Origin of the sequence: Nocardioides sp. CER19, from assembly GCF_029846275.1 — a bacterium.
Taxonomy (GTDB): domain Bacteria; phylum Actinomycetota; class Actinomycetes; order Propionibacteriales; family Nocardioidaceae; genus Nocardioides.
The window spans coordinates 34389-49567 of the sequence record NZ_JARVWS010000001.1 but is presented as its reverse complement, the minus strand read 5'-3'; the positions used below and the strand labels follow the sequence as shown (position 1 = coordinate 49567).

Annotated in this window: 18 protein-coding genes; 16 read left to right on the top strand and 2 right to left on the bottom strand. The window is 71.2% G+C overall.

Translation table 11 applies throughout. The annotated features are described in order from the left end of the window. Positions 1-16 precede the first annotated feature (16 nt). Positions 17-670 carry a GntR family transcriptional regulator gene (locus tag QDS12_RS00270; RefSeq protein WP_279876203.1) on the bottom strand — a complete coding sequence of 218 codons (654 nt, stop codon included), beginning with the start codon at positions 668-670 and terminating at the stop codon, positions 17-19. A gap of 234 nt (positions 671-904) precedes the next feature. Here QDS12_RS00270 and QDS12_RS00265 point away from each other — a divergent pair, with 234 nt between their 5' ends. The 16 genes from QDS12_RS00265 (at position 905) to QDS12_RS00190 (ending at position 14278) form a co-directional block, all read left to right on the top strand. Next, positions 905-1687 (top strand): ABC transporter ATP-binding protein, encoded by a 783-nt coding sequence (locus tag QDS12_RS00265; RefSeq protein WP_279876202.1) that lies wholly within the window; start codon positions 905-907, stop codon positions 1685-1687. Then, positions 1674-2384, top strand: coding sequence for an ABC transporter ATP-binding protein (locus QDS12_RS00260; protein WP_279876201.1), 711 nt, complete (start codon positions 1674-1676; stop codon positions 2382-2384). Before QDS12_RS00265 ends, QDS12_RS00260 begins: the two co-directional genes overlap by 14 nt. A gap of 2 nt (positions 2385-2386) precedes the next feature. Next, on the top strand, positions 2387-3268 hold the full coding sequence (locus QDS12_RS00255; RefSeq protein ID WP_279876200.1) for a branched-chain amino acid ABC transporter permease: 882 nt from the start codon (positions 2387-2389) through the stop codon (positions 3266-3268). Then, on the top strand, positions 3268-4365 hold the full coding sequence (locus QDS12_RS00250; protein ID WP_279876199.1) for a branched-chain amino acid ABC transporter permease: 1098 nt from the start codon (positions 3268-3270) through the stop codon (positions 4363-4365). The genes QDS12_RS00255 and QDS12_RS00250 overlap by 1 nt, the downstream gene beginning before the upstream one ends. After that, positions 4362-5612, top strand: coding sequence for an ABC transporter substrate-binding protein (locus QDS12_RS00245; RefSeq protein WP_279876198.1), 1251 nt, complete (start codon positions 4362-4364; stop codon positions 5610-5612). Before QDS12_RS00250 ends, QDS12_RS00245 begins: the two co-directional genes overlap by 4 nt. A gap of 77 nt (positions 5613-5689) precedes the next feature. After that, complete coding sequence (locus QDS12_RS00240; protein WP_279876197.1) at positions 5690-6475, top strand: DUF1932 domain-containing protein; 786 nt, start codon at positions 5690-5692, stop codon at positions 6473-6475. A gap of 114 nt (positions 6476-6589) precedes the next feature. Then, positions 6590-7324, top strand: a complete 735-nt coding sequence (locus QDS12_RS00235) for a PIG-L family deacetylase (protein ID WP_279876196.1) — start codon at positions 6590-6592, stop codon at positions 7322-7324. Positions 7325-7333: 9 nt separating this feature from the next. Continuing rightward, complete coding sequence (locus QDS12_RS00230) at positions 7334-8041, top strand: 4-carboxy-4-hydroxy-2-oxoadipate aldolase/oxaloacetate decarboxylase (RefSeq protein ID WP_279876195.1); 708 nt, start codon at positions 7334-7336, stop codon at positions 8039-8041. Then, positions 8038-9117, top strand: coding sequence for a PrpF domain-containing protein (locus tag QDS12_RS00225; protein WP_279876194.1), 1080 nt, complete (start codon positions 8038-8040; stop codon positions 9115-9117). Before QDS12_RS00230 ends, QDS12_RS00225 begins: the two co-directional genes overlap by 4 nt. Before the next feature lies 1 nt (position 9118). Continuing rightward, positions 9119-10069, top strand: a complete 951-nt coding sequence (locus QDS12_RS00220; protein ID WP_279876193.1) for a VOC family protein — start codon at positions 9119-9121, stop codon at positions 10067-10069. A gap of 28 nt (positions 10070-10097) precedes the next feature. After that, positions 10098-10802 (top strand): alpha/beta fold hydrolase, encoded by a 705-nt coding sequence (locus QDS12_RS00215; RefSeq protein ID WP_279876192.1) that lies wholly within the window; start codon positions 10098-10100, stop codon positions 10800-10802. Between the two features lie 26 nt (positions 10803-10828). Next, positions 10829-11107 (top strand): muconolactone Delta-isomerase family protein, encoded by a 279-nt coding sequence (locus tag QDS12_RS00210; protein ID WP_279876191.1) that lies wholly within the window; start codon positions 10829-10831, stop codon positions 11105-11107. Continuing rightward, positions 11104-11454 (top strand): protocatechuate 4,5-dioxygenase subunit alpha, encoded by a 351-nt coding sequence (gene ligA, locus QDS12_RS00205; protein ID WP_279876190.1) that lies wholly within the window; start codon positions 11104-11106, stop codon positions 11452-11454. Before QDS12_RS00210 ends, ligA begins: the two co-directional genes overlap by 4 nt. Beyond that, positions 11447-12295: a class III extradiol dioxygenase subunit beta gene (locus QDS12_RS00200; RefSeq protein ID WP_279876189.1), complete on the top strand. Its 849-nt coding sequence runs from the start codon at positions 11447-11449 to the stop codon at positions 12293-12295. The genes ligA and QDS12_RS00200 overlap by 8 nt, the downstream gene beginning before the upstream one ends. 55 nt (positions 12296-12350) lie before the next feature. Then, positions 12351-13400: a maleylacetate reductase gene (locus QDS12_RS00195; RefSeq protein ID WP_279876188.1), complete on the top strand. Its 1050-nt coding sequence runs from the start codon at positions 12351-12353 to the stop codon at positions 13398-13400. Continuing rightward, the gene (locus tag QDS12_RS00190) at positions 13397-14278 is read left to right on the top strand and encodes an intradiol ring-cleavage dioxygenase (RefSeq protein ID WP_279876187.1); all 882 of its coding nucleotides are present in this window, start codon (positions 13397-13399) and stop codon (positions 14276-14278) included. The genes QDS12_RS00195 and QDS12_RS00190 overlap by 4 nt, the downstream gene beginning before the upstream one ends. Before the next feature lie 207 nt (positions 14279-14485). Here the strand turns inward: QDS12_RS00190 and QDS12_RS00185 are convergent, their stop codons facing one another. Further along, the gene (locus tag QDS12_RS00185; protein ID WP_279876186.1) at positions 14486-15115 is read right to left on the bottom strand and encodes an N-acyl homoserine lactonase family protein; all 630 of its coding nucleotides are present in this window, start codon (positions 15113-15115) and stop codon (positions 14486-14488) included. Positions 15116-15179: the final 64 nt, after the last annotated feature.

Below are 15179 nucleotides of genomic sequence, written 5' to 3'. Positions count from 1 at the left end.
GGCAGACGTCCGGGGCTCAGGCGTGCTCGGAGTCGCGCAGCGCGTCCATCACGCTGCCGATGTGGGCGCGTACGGCGGCCTGGGTGGCCTCCGGGTCGCGGGCGGCGAGCCCTTCGATGATCGCGAGGTGCTGAGGCAGGGAGATCTGCGGCCGACCGGGCCGGTAGGCCAGCCGGAACTGGTGCCGGACGTTGCGGGCGCGCAGCCGGCTGATGACCTCGGCGGCGACCGGCTGGGCGGCGATGCGGATGACGCTCTCGTGGAGCTGCTGGTTGAGCCGCGAGTAGCCGACGACGTCGCCGGTCTCGACGCAGGCGCGCATCAGGTCGCCGAGGCCCTGGAGGTCGGCGATCTCGGTGTCGGTGATCCGCTCGGCGGCCTTGGCGCCGCAGAGGCCCTCGACGACCATGCGGACCTCGGTGATCTGGAGGGCCTCCTCGACGCTGACGACGCGGACCCGGGCACCGCGGTTGGCGATGCGCTCGACCAGGCCTTCGTGGGTGAGGTCGATGAGCGCGGCGCGGACCGCGCCACGGCTGGCGCCGAGGCTCTCGGTGAGCTCGGCCTCGACCAGGCGCTGGCCAGCGACGAGGTCACCGGCCAGGATGCCGCGGCGCACGGCGTCGGCGACCTCTGCCTGGGACACCACCCGATCGGCATCGACTTCCATGGAGACCTCCTCGGCTCGTGGTGAGCGGCGCTGCTCACGACTACGCACGCCGGACAGTATTCCAACACCTCCTGGTCCGTCAGGATCGTGGACGATTTCGTCCGCGGCAAGGGGCCCGGGGTCGTGGCCACGAATTCATACAGAATTGTTGACAATATAGGCGGAGGTCCGTACGGTCCGGGTCGAGTGATCCACGACACAGTCGGGTCACCCGCACGGAAAGAAGGGCGACCGATGGGTGCTCAGCTGAGGCTCACCGATCTCAACCTCCGCTTCGGTGGGATCAAGGTCCTGAACGACGTCGGCTTCGAGGTGGAGCCCGGTCAGATCTTCGGCCTCGTCGGTCCGAACGGCGCCGGCAAGACCTCCCTGTTCAACTGCATCAGCGGGCACTACCGCCCGAGCTCGGGGTCGATCACCATCGACGGCGAGGAGGTGCTCGGCACCGCGCCGGCGACCCTCGCGCGGCACGGCCTGGCCCGCACGTTCCAGCACCCGGCCTTGCAGCTGCAGGCGACCGTCCTGGAGAACGTGCTGCTCGGCGCGCACACCCGTCTCTCGGGTGGTCCGGTCGAGTGGGCGCTGCGGCTGCCCCGGCTGGCCCGCTCGGAGCGCGAGCTCCGGATCGAGGCGCTCACGCTGCTCGAGCGCAACGGCCTCGGCTGGGCGGCGCACCGGCGCGCCGACGAGCTGTCGCACGGCCTGCACAAGGGCGTCGAGCTCTGCCGTGCGCTCCTGTCGCGGCCCAAGCTCCTGCTGCTCGACGAGCCGGCGGCGGGCCTGCCGCACTCGGAGGTCGAGCAGCTCATCGAGACGGTCCGCCGGATCCGTCATGACGACGACATCACGGTCGTGGTCGTCGAGCACCACATGGGGCTCATCGCAGCTCTGACCGACCGCGTCGTCGTCCTGGACCACGGCGCCAAGCTCATGGAGGGCGCCGCCGCCGAGGCGCAGTCCGACCCGCGCGTCATCGAGGCCTACATCGGGAAGGACGCGGCCGATGACGTTGCTTGAGCTGGAGTCGGTGACGGCGTCCTACGGCCCGGTCCAGGTGCTCGACGGGGTGTCCCTGTCCGTGCCCGAGGGCGGCGCGGTCGGCATCCTCGGCGCCAACGGCGCGGGGAAGACCACGACGCTGCGGTCGATCAGCGGGACCGTGCGCGCGGGCGGACGGATCCTCTTCGAGGGCAAGGACATCCGCGGCAAGCGCCCCGAGCAGGTGGCCGCCCTGGGCATCGCGCACGTTCCCGAGGGCCGGGGCAGCTTCGGCGCCCTCACCGTCCGCGAGAACCTCCGCGTCGGGGCCTACCTCCGGCGCGACCGCAAGGGCATCGCGGCGGACATCGAGTTCCTGCTCGACCTCTTCCCGAACCTGAAGGAGCGTTACAAGTCGAACGCGTCGGCGCTCTCCGGGGGCGAGCAGCAGATGCTCGCCGTCGGGCGCGCGGTCATGGCGAAGCCGCGGCTGCTGCTGCTCGACGAGGCCTCGCTCGGCCTCGCGCCGAGCACCGCGAAGGTCGTCTACGACGCCATCGCCAGGCTCCGCCGGGAGTCCGGCATCGCCATGCTCGTCGTCGAGCAGAACGCGAACCTCGCGTTCCGCCTCGTCGACAGCGCCACCGTGCTCGAGACGGGCCGGAGCGTGCTCAGCGGTACGACGGCCGAGCTCAAGGGCATGGACGAGATCCGACGCGCCTACCTAGGAGGCTGACCGTGGGCCAATTCATCCAGCTCTTCGTCGACGGGCTCTCGAACGGGTCGATCTACGCGGTGCTCGCGCTCGCGATCGTCCTCGTCAACCAGGCGACCGGGATGATCAACTTCGCCCAGGGCGGCATGGCGGTGCTCTCCGCCTACGCGACGTGGTGGTTGACCGAGCACGGGCTCCCGCTCGTCGTCGCGATCCTGGTCTCGATCCTCCTGTCGTTCGTGCTCGGCGGCCTCATCGAGCGCTTCGTCATGCGCCGCTTCGAGCGCGGCGACCCGGACACGGCGGTGGTCGTGACCATCGGCCTGCTCACGCTGATCACCGGTATCTGCGGCTGGTTGTGGACCTACAACAACAAGCAGTTCCCGTCGCTGTTCTCACTCAAGACGGTCGACATCTTCGGCGCGGCCGTCAGCGTCAGGTCCATCGGCACGTTCCTGGTCATCGTCGCGATCATGCTCCTGCTCCAGGCGCTGTTCCTCGGGACGAAGCTCGGCCTCGCCCTGCGCGCGGTCGCCATCAACCCGCAGTCGGCGGCGTTCTCGGGTCTCCCCGTGGGTCGCCTGCTCATGGCCGGCTGGGGCCTCGCGGCGGCGCTGGGAGCGGTCGCCGGCGCCCTGGTCGCGCCGCAGCTCACGCTCACGCCCGGGATGATGGACAGCGCTCTCGTGTATGCCCTCGCCGCCGTGATCCTCGGCGGTCTGTCCAGCCCGATCGGCGTCGTCGTCGCGGCCTGGCTGATCGGCGTCCTCGAGAACCTCGCGGCGGTCTACGTCCACTTCATCGGCTACGACCTCAAGGTCGCGGTGCCGTTCATCCTCATTTTCGTGGTCCTGATCGTGCGGCCGCAGGGCCTGTTCGGCCGGAAAGTCGTGGTGCGCGTCTGATGTCCTCCATCACCGGGTTCCTCTCGCGCGCCTGGGTGCGCTGGGCGATCACCGCTGTCGTCGCGGTCGCCCTGCTGGTGGTGCCACTCCTGTTCAGCGAGTACACGAACCAGAACCTCGCCCGGATCGGCGTCTTCGCCGTGGCCGTGCTCGGCCTCAACGTCGTCATGGGCTACACCGGCCAGGTCTCCCTCGGCCAGATCTTCTTCGTCGGCGTCGGTGCCTACGTCACCGGCTACGGCGCCACCCACGACTGGAACATCGTCGTCGTCTTCCTGGCGAGCGTCCTGGTCCCGGGAGTGATCGGGCTCGTGGTCGCGCTCGCCGCGGCCCGGCTCGGGGGCCTCGCCATCGCCATGGTGACGATCGCCCTCCCGATCATCGGCGTCCCGCTCGCGAAGCGGCTGTCCGACTTCACCGGTGGGTCGCAGGGCCTCTCCTCGGCGTTCTCGAACGCCCCCGACTGGACCGGGCTCTACAACGACCAGTGGCAGCTCTACCTGGTGATCGTGATCGGCGGGGCGACGTACCTCCTCACCCGCAACCTCGTGCGAGGCAAGTACGGCCGCGCCTTCGCCATCGTGAAGAGCAACGAGGCGGTCGCCGCCTCGATGGGCATCTCGCCCTACCGCTACAAGGTGCTGGCCTTCACGGTCGCCTCGCTCATCGGCGGTGTCAGCGGGTTCCTCTACATGGCGGTCATCCAGTTCACCTCGCCGGAGACCATGACGTTCAGCCACTCCATCACGCTGCTCGCGTCGATGGTCATCGGCGGCGCGGCCAGCATCATCGGCTCGCTGCTGGGCGGCGCCTACTACGTGCTCGTGCCCCAGTGGTCCAACGACATCAACCCCAACCTGACGGAGCTGCTGCAGGGTGCCCTTCTCCTGCTGACGCTGTTCCTCCTCCCGGGCGGCCTCGTGACGCTGCCCCGGGAGATCGCACGAAGGCTGCGCCGATCCCGCCCCGACGGCGGGCCCGAGCGCCGACAGACCCCCTCTGCAGAGCCCGCACCGGGGCGGGAAGCGGTGGAGGAGACCCCCACGGTGGGCGGCATTCCGACCCAACGGCCAACAGAGAGGCAAGAACAGGCATGAATCGCAAGAAGAACCTGCGGTTGACGGGCGCAGTCGCCCTGATCTCGGCCGTCGCGGTGACGCTCGCCGGTTGTGGCGGTCGCGACGACTCCTCCGGTGGCGCCCGCGGGGGCAGCGCCGGGATCACCGACTCGACCGTCACGCTCGGCATCACGACGCCTCTGAGTGGTCCGACCGCTGGTCCGGGCACGTGCACCGTCGCCGGCATCAAGGCCTACTTCGGCGCCGCCAACGCCAAGGGCGGCGTGAAGTTCGGCGACGGCAAGACCCGCAAGGTCGAGATCAAGGCCCTCGACGACGCCTACGACCCCCAGAAGGCGAAGTCGAACTACGACCAGCTCAAGGGCAAGGTCTTCGCGATGACGGCCGGTCTCGGCACGCCGACGAACCGCGCTTACCGCGAGGCAGCGATCTCGGACGAGGTTCCGCAGGTCCTCGTCATGACCGGTGACCCCATCTTCAGCGACAAGGGCGAGAGCCCGATGCAGCTCGGCTTCGTGCCGACCTACATCAACGAGGGCGAGGCGTTCGGCAAGCTGCTCGCCGCCTCCGGCAAGGAGCACTCCGTCGCCGTCCTCTCGCAGAACGACGACTACGGCCAGGGCTACGTCGAGGGCTTCAAGAAGGGCATCGAGGGCGCGAGCAACGTCAAGATCGTCAAGGAGCTGACCTACGAGGCCACCGACACGTCGGTCGACGCGCAGATCACCCAGCTCGCGGGCACCAAGGCCGATGTCATGTTCAACGCCATGTCGATCACCCCGCTGGCGATCGCGTCCCTGCAGAAGGCGCAGCAGCTCAACTGGAAGCCGAGCTGGTTCCTCCCGTCGAACACGTCCAGCCCGAAGGCGATCCTCGAGCCGGGCAAGGCCACCGCGTTCCCGGGCGTCTACTCGGTCTCCTTCGCCAAGGCCCCGCAGAGCCCGGCGTTCGCCGGTGACGAGGACGTCAAGACGTTCCTGTCCGACCTCAAGCAGTACGGCGACTACAGCGACGTCCCGGCGTTCCCGCACTGCATGTGGAGCTACATGACAGGCGCGACGCTCGACCAGGTCTTCCAGAAGATGACCAAGCCGACGCGTGAGGACTTCATGAAGGAGCTGCGGACCGTGTCGGCGTTCTCGGCTCCGCTCATGCTCGAGGGCACCTCGGTCGACACGACCGTCGACGGGCAGCCCGCCGTCTCGACGGTCCAGGTCCAGAAGTACAACGGCACCGGCTACGCCACGGTCCAGAGCTTCGGCTGACCGGAGACGGTCGGGGGTCGGGGGTCGGGCGTCCCTCGCCCGGCGCCCGGCCCCACCCATGGAGCGAGGTTCCTCAGATGACCACTGAGCCGACCACCGTCGCCGTCCTCGGCACCGGCGAGGCGGGTTCGGCGCTGGTCGCCGACCTGCTGGCGGCCGGGGCGGTCGTGCGGGCCTACGACCCGGCGGTCGCCGCCCCCGAGGGCACCGTCGCGTGCTCCGACGAGGCCGACGCCGTGTCCGGGGCCGACCTGGTGCTGAGCGTCAACAGCAGCGCCGACTCGCTGACCGCCGCCACCAACGCGGCCCCCGGTCTGCGGGAGGGCGTCGTCTGGGCCGAGGCCAACTCGTCGTCGCCGTCCCGCAAGCGCGAGGTGGCCGGAGCCCTGCCGGCGCACGTCCTGGTCGCCGACCTCGCACTGATGTCGACGGTCCCCGGTCAGGGCATCCGCGTGCCGATGACGGCCAGCGGGCCCGGTGCCGGTCGAGCGGCCGAGCTGCTCGGTCCGCTCGGCGCGACGGTGGCGGTCGTCGACGGCCCGATCGGCGACGCCGCCGCCCGCAAGCTGCTCCGCTCGGTCTTCTTCAAGGGGCTCGCCGCCGCCGTGGTCGAGAGCCTGGAGGCGGCCCGGGCCGCCGGCCTGGAGGACGAGACGCACGCGGAGATCGCCCGCGAGCTCGAGCGGGCGGGCGCCACGACGGTCGAGCGCCTCGTGTCGGGCAGCATCCGGCACGCCGTACGCCGTGCGCACGAGATGTCCGCGGCCGCCGAGATGCTCGACGACCTCGGCGTGCCGCCGCGCGTCGCCCGCGCCAGCGAGCGCTGGCTGGAGGACCTGGCGGCGCGCCGGGACCAGGCGTAGCCAACCTCCGAACCTTCCTGCTTCCAAGATCGTTGACAATTTCGTCCGCAGATCACTACCGTCCTTGACGTACCCACCATGGCGCCACGCGTCCCCACCAGCAGGAGCGAGATCGTGCCCGAACTGACCCCTCACACCCTCGTCGTCACCGCGCACGCCGGTGACTTCGTCTGGCGCGCCGGCGGTGCGATCGCCCTTGCCGCCTCCCGCGGGGAGCGCGTCACCATCGCGTGCCTGACGTTCGGCGAGCGCGGCGAGTCGGCCCGGGCCTGGCGCGACGGGCTCTCGCTCGAGGAGATCAAGACGATGCGCCGGGAGGAGGCCGAGGCGGCCGCCGGCGCACTCGGTGCCGAGGTCAGGTTCTTCGACGCCGGCGACTACCCGCTCGTGGCCGGCCCGGAGCTCACCGACCGGCTGGTGCACCTCTACCGCGAGGTGCAGCCGACGGTCGTGCTGACCCACCCGCTCGACGACCCCTACAACGCCGACCACCCCGCCGCCGCCCGGATGGCGCTCGATGCGCGCGTCCTGGCGCAGGCCGTCGGCTACCCGGCCGAGGGCGACGCGCTCGGCGCGCCACCGGTGTTCTTCTTCGAGCCGCACCAGCCCGAGATGAGCGACTTCCGGCCCGAGGTCCTCCTCGACATCACCGACGTCTGGGAGACCAAGCGCAAGGCGATGGAGTGTCTGAGCGCCCAGCAGCACCTGTGGGAGTACTACAGCGACCTCGGCCGGCGCCGCGGCACCCAGCTCAAGCGCAACGCCGGGCCGAACCTGGGCCTGCCCTCGACGACGTACGGCGAGGCGTTCATGCGCTTCTACCCGCAGGTCACCGACCGGCTGGCCTGAGGAGCGTCCATGAGGACCCTCATCGTCACCGACACCCCTCGTCCCGCGCCCGCCGACGTCGACCGGCTCCGCGAGTTCGGCGTCGCGACGGTCCACGAGGCGATGGGCCGCACCGGCAGCCTCGGTGCCGAGCTGCGACCGATCCAGCAGGGGCTCACCGTCGCCGGCCCCGCGGTCACCGCGCTGTGCTGGCCCGGCGACAACCTGATGATCCACGCCGCCGTCGAGCAGTGCCGCGAGGGCGACGTGCTCGTCGTCGCGACCGCCGCCCCGGCGACGCACGGCTTCTTCGGCGAGCTGTTCGCGACGGCCCTGCAGCACCGCGGCGTGCCCGGGCTCGTCATCGACGGCGGCGTCCGCGACACCCGCGAGCTGCGCGAGATGGGCTTCGGCGCCTGGGCGCGCCACGTCTCCGCCGAGGGCACGGTCAAGGCCACCGCCGGCAACGTCAACCTGCCGGTCGTCGTCGCCGGCCAGTGGATCCGACCCGGCGACGTCGTGGTCGCCGACGACGACGGGGTCGTGGTCGTCCCGCTCGAGCGGGTCGCCGAGACGATCACCGCCTGCGAGGCGCGGGTCGCGAAGGAGGCCGCCACCCGCGCCGCCTTCGAGCAGGGCGAGCTCGGCCTGGACCGCTACGGGCTCCGCCCGCTCCTCGAGCGGCTGGGCGTCGAGTACGTCTCCTACGCCGACCTGGACGAGCTCGACCGGCGATGAGCGGACTGAGGTGCGCCCTCATGCGCGGCGGGACGTCGCGCGGCGCGTTCCTGCTCGCGGACGACCTCCCCGTCGGCCTCTCGGGTGACACCGTCGAGCGCGACGACCTGCTGCTCCGGATCATGGGTGGACCCGACGCGCTGCAGGTCGACGGGCTGGGCGGCGGTCACCCGCTGACCAGCAAGGTCGCGGTCGTCGCGACGTCCGCCACCGAGGACGTGGACGTCGACTACCTCTTCCTCCAGGTGGTCCCCGACCTGCAGGTCGTCACCACCGCCCAGCCCTGCGGCAACATGCTCGCGGGCGTCGGACCGTTCGCCATCGAGCGCGGCCTGGTGCAGGCGTCGGGTGACGTCACCGAGGTCCGCGTGCGGATGGTGAACACCGGCACGGTGGCGACGCTGCGCGTGCAGACGCCGGGGGGCGTCGTCACCTACGACGGCGACACCGCGATCTCCGGCGTGCCCGGCACGGCCGCTCCCGTCGAGGTGGTGCTGGCCCCGAGCCCGCACCCGCTGCTGCCCACCGGCCACCTCGTGGACACGCTCGCTGGGGTCGAGGTCACCTGCATCGACAACGGCATGCCGTGCGTCCTGGTGCGTGCCGCCGACCTCGGTGTCGACGGCACCGAGCGGCCGGAGCAGCTCGAAGACGATGCCGCGCTGACCGAGCGGGTCCGCGCCATCCGCGCCGAGGCGTTGACCGCGATGGGGCTCGACCCGAATCCCGATGCCACGAGCGTCCCCAAGATCGTGCTCCTCTCCGCTCCGCAGGACGGTGGCGTGCTGTCCACCCGGAGCTTCATCCCGGTGCGCGTGCACCGCTCGATCGGCGTGGTCGCTGCCGCCACGGTCGCCGCCGGGGCAGCGTTTCCTGGAACGGTCGCTCACGACCTGGCGAAGCTCCCGCCCACCGGCGAGCCGATGCGCCTCGAGCACCCCACCGGCTTCCTGGCCGTCGGCGTCGAGACCGACCCCCACGGCCACGTCACCAGGACAGCCGTCGTGCGCACGGCCCGGATGATCCTGGACGGCGTCGTCCACCCGCGCCCGCCCCGCACCACGAAGGAGTCCTGACATGCCCGCCGTCCTCGGTGACATCGCCCATCTCGGACACGTCGAGCTGCTCACCCCCGACCTCGACGGCAGCGTTTGGTTCTTCACCGAGATCCTCGGTCTGACGCAGACGCGGCGGGACGGCGACTCGGTCCACCTGCGCACGTTCGACGACTACGAGCAGACCAGCCTCATCGTCACCGGTCACGAGACCTCCGGGCTGCGCCGGATGGCGCTGCGCGCCTCCAGCGAGGACGCCCTGGCCCGACGGGTCAAGGCGGTCGAGGAGTCAGGCCGTCCCGGCCAGTGGGTCGACGGTGCGGCCGGCACCGGGCCGACGTACCTCACCACCGACCCGGACGGCCACGAGATCGGCCTCTACTTCGAGACCGAGCGCTACGTCGCGCCCGACGACCTCAGGCCCGGCCTGAAGAACCAGCCGCAGGCCAAGCCGAACCGCGGGATCGCCGTGCGCCGGCTCGACCACGTCAACTACCTCGCCCACGACGTGCTGGCCAACACCGACTTCCTGGAGAACGTCCTCGGCGCGCGGCCCACCGAGCAGATCCAGCTCGACACCGGCGCGATCTCGGGCCGCTGGACCACCTTCACGAACAAGTCGTACGACGTCGTCTACTCCTCCGACTGGACCGGCTCCAGCGGCCGGCTGCACCACATCGCGTTCGCCCCGGACAGCCGCGACGACATCCTCCGCGCCGCCGACCTCTGCGTCGACCACGGCGTCCACATCGAGACCGGGCCGCACAAGCACGCGATCCAGCAGACCTTCTTCCTCTACGTCTACGAGCCCGGTGGCAACCGGATCGAGCTGTGCAACCCGCAGGCCCGGCTCGTCATGGCGCCGGACTGGCCGGTCGTCACCTGGACCGAGGCCGAGCGGGCCAAGGGCCAGGCGTGGGGCCTGAAGACCATCGAGACGTTCCACACGCACGGCACGCCACCGGTCGGCTGACCGGGCGAGAACCGAGAAAGAGGGAAGCATGGCGACGTTCGTCCTGGTGCACGGCGCCTGGCACGGAGGGTGGTGCTGGGACCGGGTGGCCCCGCTGCTGCGCGCAGCCGGCCACGAGGTGCACGCCCCGACGCTGACCGGACTCTCCGAGCGGGCCCACCTGCTGTCGCCGACCGTCGGGCTCGACACGCACGTCGAGGACGTCGTCCGGCTCATCGACGTGCTCGGTCTGCAGGACGTGGTGCTCGTCGGGCACAGCTATGCCGGGCAGATCGTCACCGCGGTGGCCGATCGGCGCCCCGACGCGATCGCGAAGCGGATCTACCTCGACGCCTTCGTCGGCGAGGACGGCGAGACGGCGGTGTCGCTGCAGCCGGAGACCGTGGCGCACCACTGGTCCGAGTCGGCCGCCGGCCCGGGGTTCGGCTGGCTGGTTCCGGTCCGCAAGCTCGAGGTCCTCGGCGTGACCGACCCCGTCGACGTCGAGTGGCTGACGCCCCGACTCACGCCGCACCCCTGGAAGACCTACACCGACCCGCTGCGGCTGAGCGGTGCGGTCGACCGGGTCCCGGCCGCGTTCATCGAGTGCGTGGACTGGATGCGCGTCTTCCAGAGCCAGGCCGACCGGGCCCGCGCGAAGGGGTGGCCGGTGACCGACCTCGCGACCGGGCACGAGGCCATGGTGACCGCCCCCAAGGAGCTGGCCGAGGCGCTCTGCGCCTTCGCCGGATGATCATCTGACACGAGAAGGAGAGCGCCATGGAGTTCCTCGTCAGGTCGGAGAACCGCCTGCCCGCCGAGACCCCTGTCGAGCGGCGGGAGGACCTGCGGTCGGCGGAGCGCGCCCGCGCCATGGAGCTGCGAGCCGCCGGAACCCTCAAGCGCCTGTGGCGCGTCCCCGGGCGCAACGCGACGATCGGCCTCTACGAGGCGCCGGACCCGGCTGCGCTGCACGAGGCGCTGATGTCGCTGCCGATGGCGCCCTGGCTCGACGTCCACGTCGAGGCGCTCGCCCAGCACCCCCAGGAGCGGTCGTGACGACCCACGACCTCCCGGGCACGCCGATCTTCGACGGTGGTGCCAGCCGGCGAGGGCTGCACATGAACCAGCTGTTCATGAGCCTGCGGTCGGCGGCCAACCGCGAGCGGTTCACCGCCGACGAGGTCGCCTACTGCGACGACTACCGGCTCACGCCCGAGCAGCGGCGGGCCGTGCTCGAGCGCGACTGGCAGGCGATGGTGGACCTGGGCGGCAGCATCTTCTACATCTACAAGCTGGCGATGATGGACGGACGGTCGATGCAGTACCTGGGTGGGGTGTTCTCGGGGATGACCGAGGACGAGTTCCGGGCGGCTCTGATCGCGGGAGGGCGGACCGATGTCTGAGGTGATCTGGGGTCTGGCGACCTCGCACGTCCCGTCGATCGGCGCCGCGATGGACCACGGGAAGACGCAGGACCCGTACTGGAAGCCGCTCTTCGACGGCTACCAGCCCGCACGCGACTGGATGGCCGAGCACACGCCCGACGTCGCCATCGTGGTCTACAACGACCACGCCAACGGGGTCGACCTCGAGGTCGTGCCGACGTTCGCGATCGGTACGGCTGACCACTATCAGGTCGCCGACGAGGGCTGGGGACCGCGCCCGGTCCCGGACGTCGTCGGCGACCCCGAGCTCTCCCAGCACCTGGTCGAGAGCCTGGTCGACGACGGCTTCGACCTGACGCTCTTCCAGGATCTCGACGTCGACCACGGCCTCACCGTGCCGCTGTCCATCTACTGCCCGGACCCGGGTGAGGCCTGGCCGTGCCGGGTCGTGCCGCTGCTCGTCAACGTCATCCAGTACCCGCAGCCCACGGCGGCGCGGTGCTACGCGCTGGGCAAGGCGATCGGCCGGGCGCTGGCCAGCTATGAGCCGGACGTGAAGGTGGCGATCTTCGGGACCGGCGGCATGTCGCACCAGCTCGCCGGGGCGCGGGCCGGGTTCGTCAACCCCGAGTTCGACGCGATGTACCTCGAGGCGATCCAGACCGACCCCGAGAGGCTCGCCGGGCTCTCGCGCGAGGAGCTGATCCGGATGGCCGGCTCGGAGGGCATCGAGCTCATCATGTGGCTGATCATGCGCGGGGCGATGAACGACGAGATCCGCCGCGTCCACGAGACCTACCACGTGCCGGCCTCCAACACCGCCGCGGCGCTGGCCCTCTTCGACAACCGCGTCCAGTGACGTCGTAGAAGGGCCTGCTCCACCGCCCTGCCGGGGCGTATCGTCACGCGTGCCCATGAGGTTCACCCACGCCACGCTGGCGCAACGCGTCGTCTTCGCACCCGGCTCCTCGCCCGAGGCCGTCGCCGATGAGGTCTCCGCCCTCGGCGCCCGCCGGGCGATGCTGATCGCCTCCGGGCGTGCAGCGTCGGCCGCCGAGCCGATCGCCGCGCGGCTGCCCCTCGTGCTCCGGCACGAGGAGGTCGTCATGCACGTCCCGGTCGAGGTGGCCGAGCGGGCACGGGCCGCGGCCAGGACGGCCGAGGCGGACGTGGTCGTGACCGTGGGCGGCGGCTCGACCACCGGGCTGGGCAAGGCGGTCGCGCTGACGACCGGGCTCCCGATCGTCGCCGTACCCACGACCTACGCCGGGTCCGAGGCGACCGACGTCTGGGGGCTGACCGCGGGCGGCACCAAGACGACGGGCGTCGACGGCAGGGTGCTGCCGCGCTCGATCGTCTACGACGCGATGCTGCTGACCTCGCTGCCGGCGGAGCTGGCCGTGGCCAGCGGGCTCAACGCGCTCGCGCACTGCGTCGACGCGATGTGGGGTCCGCGGGTCGACCCGATCGACCAGGCCCTCGCCGGCGAGGGGATCCGAGCGCTGGCGGCGGGCCTGCCCAGGGTCGCTCGGGACGGCGCTCTCGAGGGCGTCGAGCAGACGCTGTACGGCGCCTACGTCGCCGCGGTCGCGTTCGCCTCGGCCGGGTCGGGGCTGCACCACAAGATCTGCCACGTCCTCGGCGGCATGTTCGACCTGCCGCACGCGCAGACCCATGCCGTCGTCCTGCCGCACGTGCTGGCGTTCAACGTGCCCCATGCGCCTGACGCCGAGGCTCGGATCGCGGCCGCGTTCGGGGCCGAGACGGCCGTCGCCGGCCTGGCGGCGCTGCGCTCGGCCGTGGACGCGCCGCGCAGGCTCGCCGACTTCGGCATGCCGGAGGGCGGCATCGCCGAGGCGGTGCCGCCGATCCTGGCCGCGGTCCCGGGCAACAACCCCACCCCCGTCACCGAGGAGAACCTCACCGCGCTGCTGCGCGCGGCCTGGGAAGGAGCGCCGTCATGAGCGTCAGCCCCGAGCAGGAGGCCGTCGAGCAGAGGCTCGTCGACACCGTCGTCGCCTCCTTCGACGCGTGCCGGTCACCACGGCTGCGGGAGGTGATGACCGCGCTCACCCGGCACCTGCACGCGTTTCTCCGGGAGGTGCGGCCCACCGAGGAGGAGTGGGGCGCCGCCATCGAGTTCCTGACGAAGGCCGGCCACATCACCGACGACGTCAGGCAGGAGTTCATCCTCCTCTCCGACACGCTCGGCGCCTCGATGCAGACGATCAACATCAACAACGAGGCCTACCGTGACGCCACCGAGGCCACCGTCTTCGGGCCGTTCTTCGTCCAGGACAGCGCCGAGGTCGAGCTCGGTGGAGACGTTGCCTTCGGCGCGCCGGGCGAGCCGTGCTGGGTCGAGGGGACCGTCACCGACACCGACGGCAAGCCGCTGGCGGGAGCCCGGATCGAGGTCTGGGAGGCGGACGCGGACGGCCTCTACGACGTGCAGTACGACGGCGCGAAGCGCGCCGCCCGGGGCCACCTCTTCACCGACGCCGACGGCGGCTACCGGTTCTGGGCACTCACGCCGACGCCGTACCCGATCCCGAACGACGGCCCGGTCGGCCAGCTGCTCGACGCCGTCGGGCGCTCCCCGCTGCGGGCCGCGCACCTCCACTTCATGGTCGCCCACGAGGGCAGCCGCACGCTCGTCACCCACATCTTCCCGGAGGGCGACCCCGTCGGCTGGAACGACTCCGTGTTCGGGATCAAGGAGTCGCTGATCAAGACGTTCGACCAGCAGCCCGCCGGCACGCCGACGCCGGACGGGCGAGCCGTCGACGGAGCCTGGAGCAGGGTTCGCTTCGACATCGTCCTCGCGCCATCGGGCGTCTGACGGGGTCGTGTCGGCCTCGTCAGGCCGGTTCGCCGAGAAGGTCCCAGAGGTTCCCCCAGGGGTTCGAGCGGGGGAGAGCTGGGGGGCTTCATCCGACACGCGCGCATGTTCCACACGTGCCGAGGTCAGGCGAGACGACGTACGTCGCGATCGGCATCTACCCCACCGACCACCCGGCGTTGCCGCCGGCGGACTGACGGGCGCCAGTCAGCGGTCTTCGTCGACGTCCGGCCGCCAGGGCTCGTGCTCGTGCGAGAGCCAGACCACCGCAGGATCGAGCGCGCGGACCAAGCGCTGGCCCTCGGTACGCGGCTCGTCGAGCTCGGCGAAGAAGACCGCCGTGTCGCCGGCGATCACGACCGCCCCCGCGCCTGTCTCGACGACGACGACCTGCGAGCCCCGGGTGTGGCCGGGCGTCGGGACGAGCCGGATGCCGGGCAGCAGCTCGCGGGCGCCGTCGAGCGGCACGTACTCCACGCCGGGGGCGTCGACCCACTCCCGGATCGTGTAGTCATCCAGGCTGCGCGCGTCGTCGAGCTCGCTGCGCTGCACGTAGATCGGCCTGCCCGCGAAGAGGTGGTTGCCGCCGCAGTGGTCGAAGTGGAGGTGGGTGTTGACGACGACGTCGATGCTGTCCAGGTCGAAGTCGGCCTGCGCGCCGAGTGGGGTCAGGCGCGGATCCATGTCGGCCACCGCGGGGTGCAGCTGCGTCATGCCCGTGTCGACCAGCACGCGCCCGTCGGGATGGTCGATGACGTGCACGTAGACCGGCATCCGCTCGCCCTCGGCGAGGAGCTCGGCCACGAGCACCGGCGTGATGGTGGTGGAGGTAGCCATGCGTGCTCACTTCCCTCGTCGTGGGTGGCCGCCGGCGCGGCTGCCAGCACTATGACCTCCCCGT

Excerpts from the sequence above, each read along its gene's own strand:
- QDS12_RS00250 (WP_279876199.1), top strand. The coding sequence starts at position 3,268 with ATGTCCTCCATCACCGGGTTCCTCTCGCGCGCCTGGGTGCGCTGGGCG.
- QDS12_RS00270 (WP_279876203.1), bottom strand. The coding sequence starts at position 670 with ATGGAAGTCGATGCCGATCGGGTGGTGTCCCAGGCAGAGGTCGCCGAC.
- QDS12_RS00240 (WP_279876197.1), top strand. The coding sequence starts at position 5,690 with ATGACCACTGAGCCGACCACCGTCGCCGTCCTCGGCACCGGCGAGGCG.
- QDS12_RS00185 (WP_279876186.1), bottom strand. The coding sequence starts at position 15,115 with ATGGCTACCTCCACCACCATCACGCCGGTGCTCGTGGCCGAGCTCCTC.
- QDS12_RS00200 (WP_279876189.1), top strand. The coding sequence starts at position 11,447 with ATGTCTGAGGTGATCTGGGGTCTGGCGACCTCGCACGTCCCGTCGATC.
- QDS12_RS00230 (WP_279876195.1), top strand. The coding sequence starts at position 7,334 with ATGAGGACCCTCATCGTCACCGACACCCCTCGTCCCGCGCCCGCCGAC.
- QDS12_RS00220 (WP_279876193.1), top strand. The coding sequence starts at position 9,119 with ATGCCCGCCGTCCTCGGTGACATCGCCCATCTCGGACACGTCGAGCTG.
- QDS12_RS00245 (WP_279876198.1), top strand. The coding sequence starts at position 4,362 with ATGAATCGCAAGAAGAACCTGCGGTTGACGGGCGCAGTCGCCCTGATC.
- QDS12_RS00215 (WP_279876192.1), top strand. The coding sequence starts at position 10,098 with ATGGCGACGTTCGTCCTGGTGCACGGCGCCTGGCACGGAGGGTGGTGC.
- QDS12_RS00225 (WP_279876194.1), top strand. The coding sequence starts at position 8,038 with ATGAGCGGACTGAGGTGCGCCCTCATGCGCGGCGGGACGTCGCGCGGC.
- QDS12_RS00190 (WP_279876187.1), top strand. The coding sequence starts at position 13,397 with ATGAGCGTCAGCCCCGAGCAGGAGGCCGTCGAGCAGAGGCTCGTCGAC.
- QDS12_RS00210 (WP_279876191.1), top strand. The coding sequence starts at position 10,829 with ATGGAGTTCCTCGTCAGGTCGGAGAACCGCCTGCCCGCCGAGACCCCT.
- QDS12_RS00195 (WP_279876188.1), top strand. The coding sequence starts at position 12,351 with ATGAGGTTCACCCACGCCACGCTGGCGCAACGCGTCGTCTTCGCACCC.
- QDS12_RS00260 (WP_279876201.1), top strand. The coding sequence starts at position 1,674 with ATGACGTTGCTTGAGCTGGAGTCGGTGACGGCGTCCTACGGCCCGGTC.
- QDS12_RS00265 (WP_279876202.1), top strand. The coding sequence starts at position 905 with ATGGGTGCTCAGCTGAGGCTCACCGATCTCAACCTCCGCTTCGGTGGG.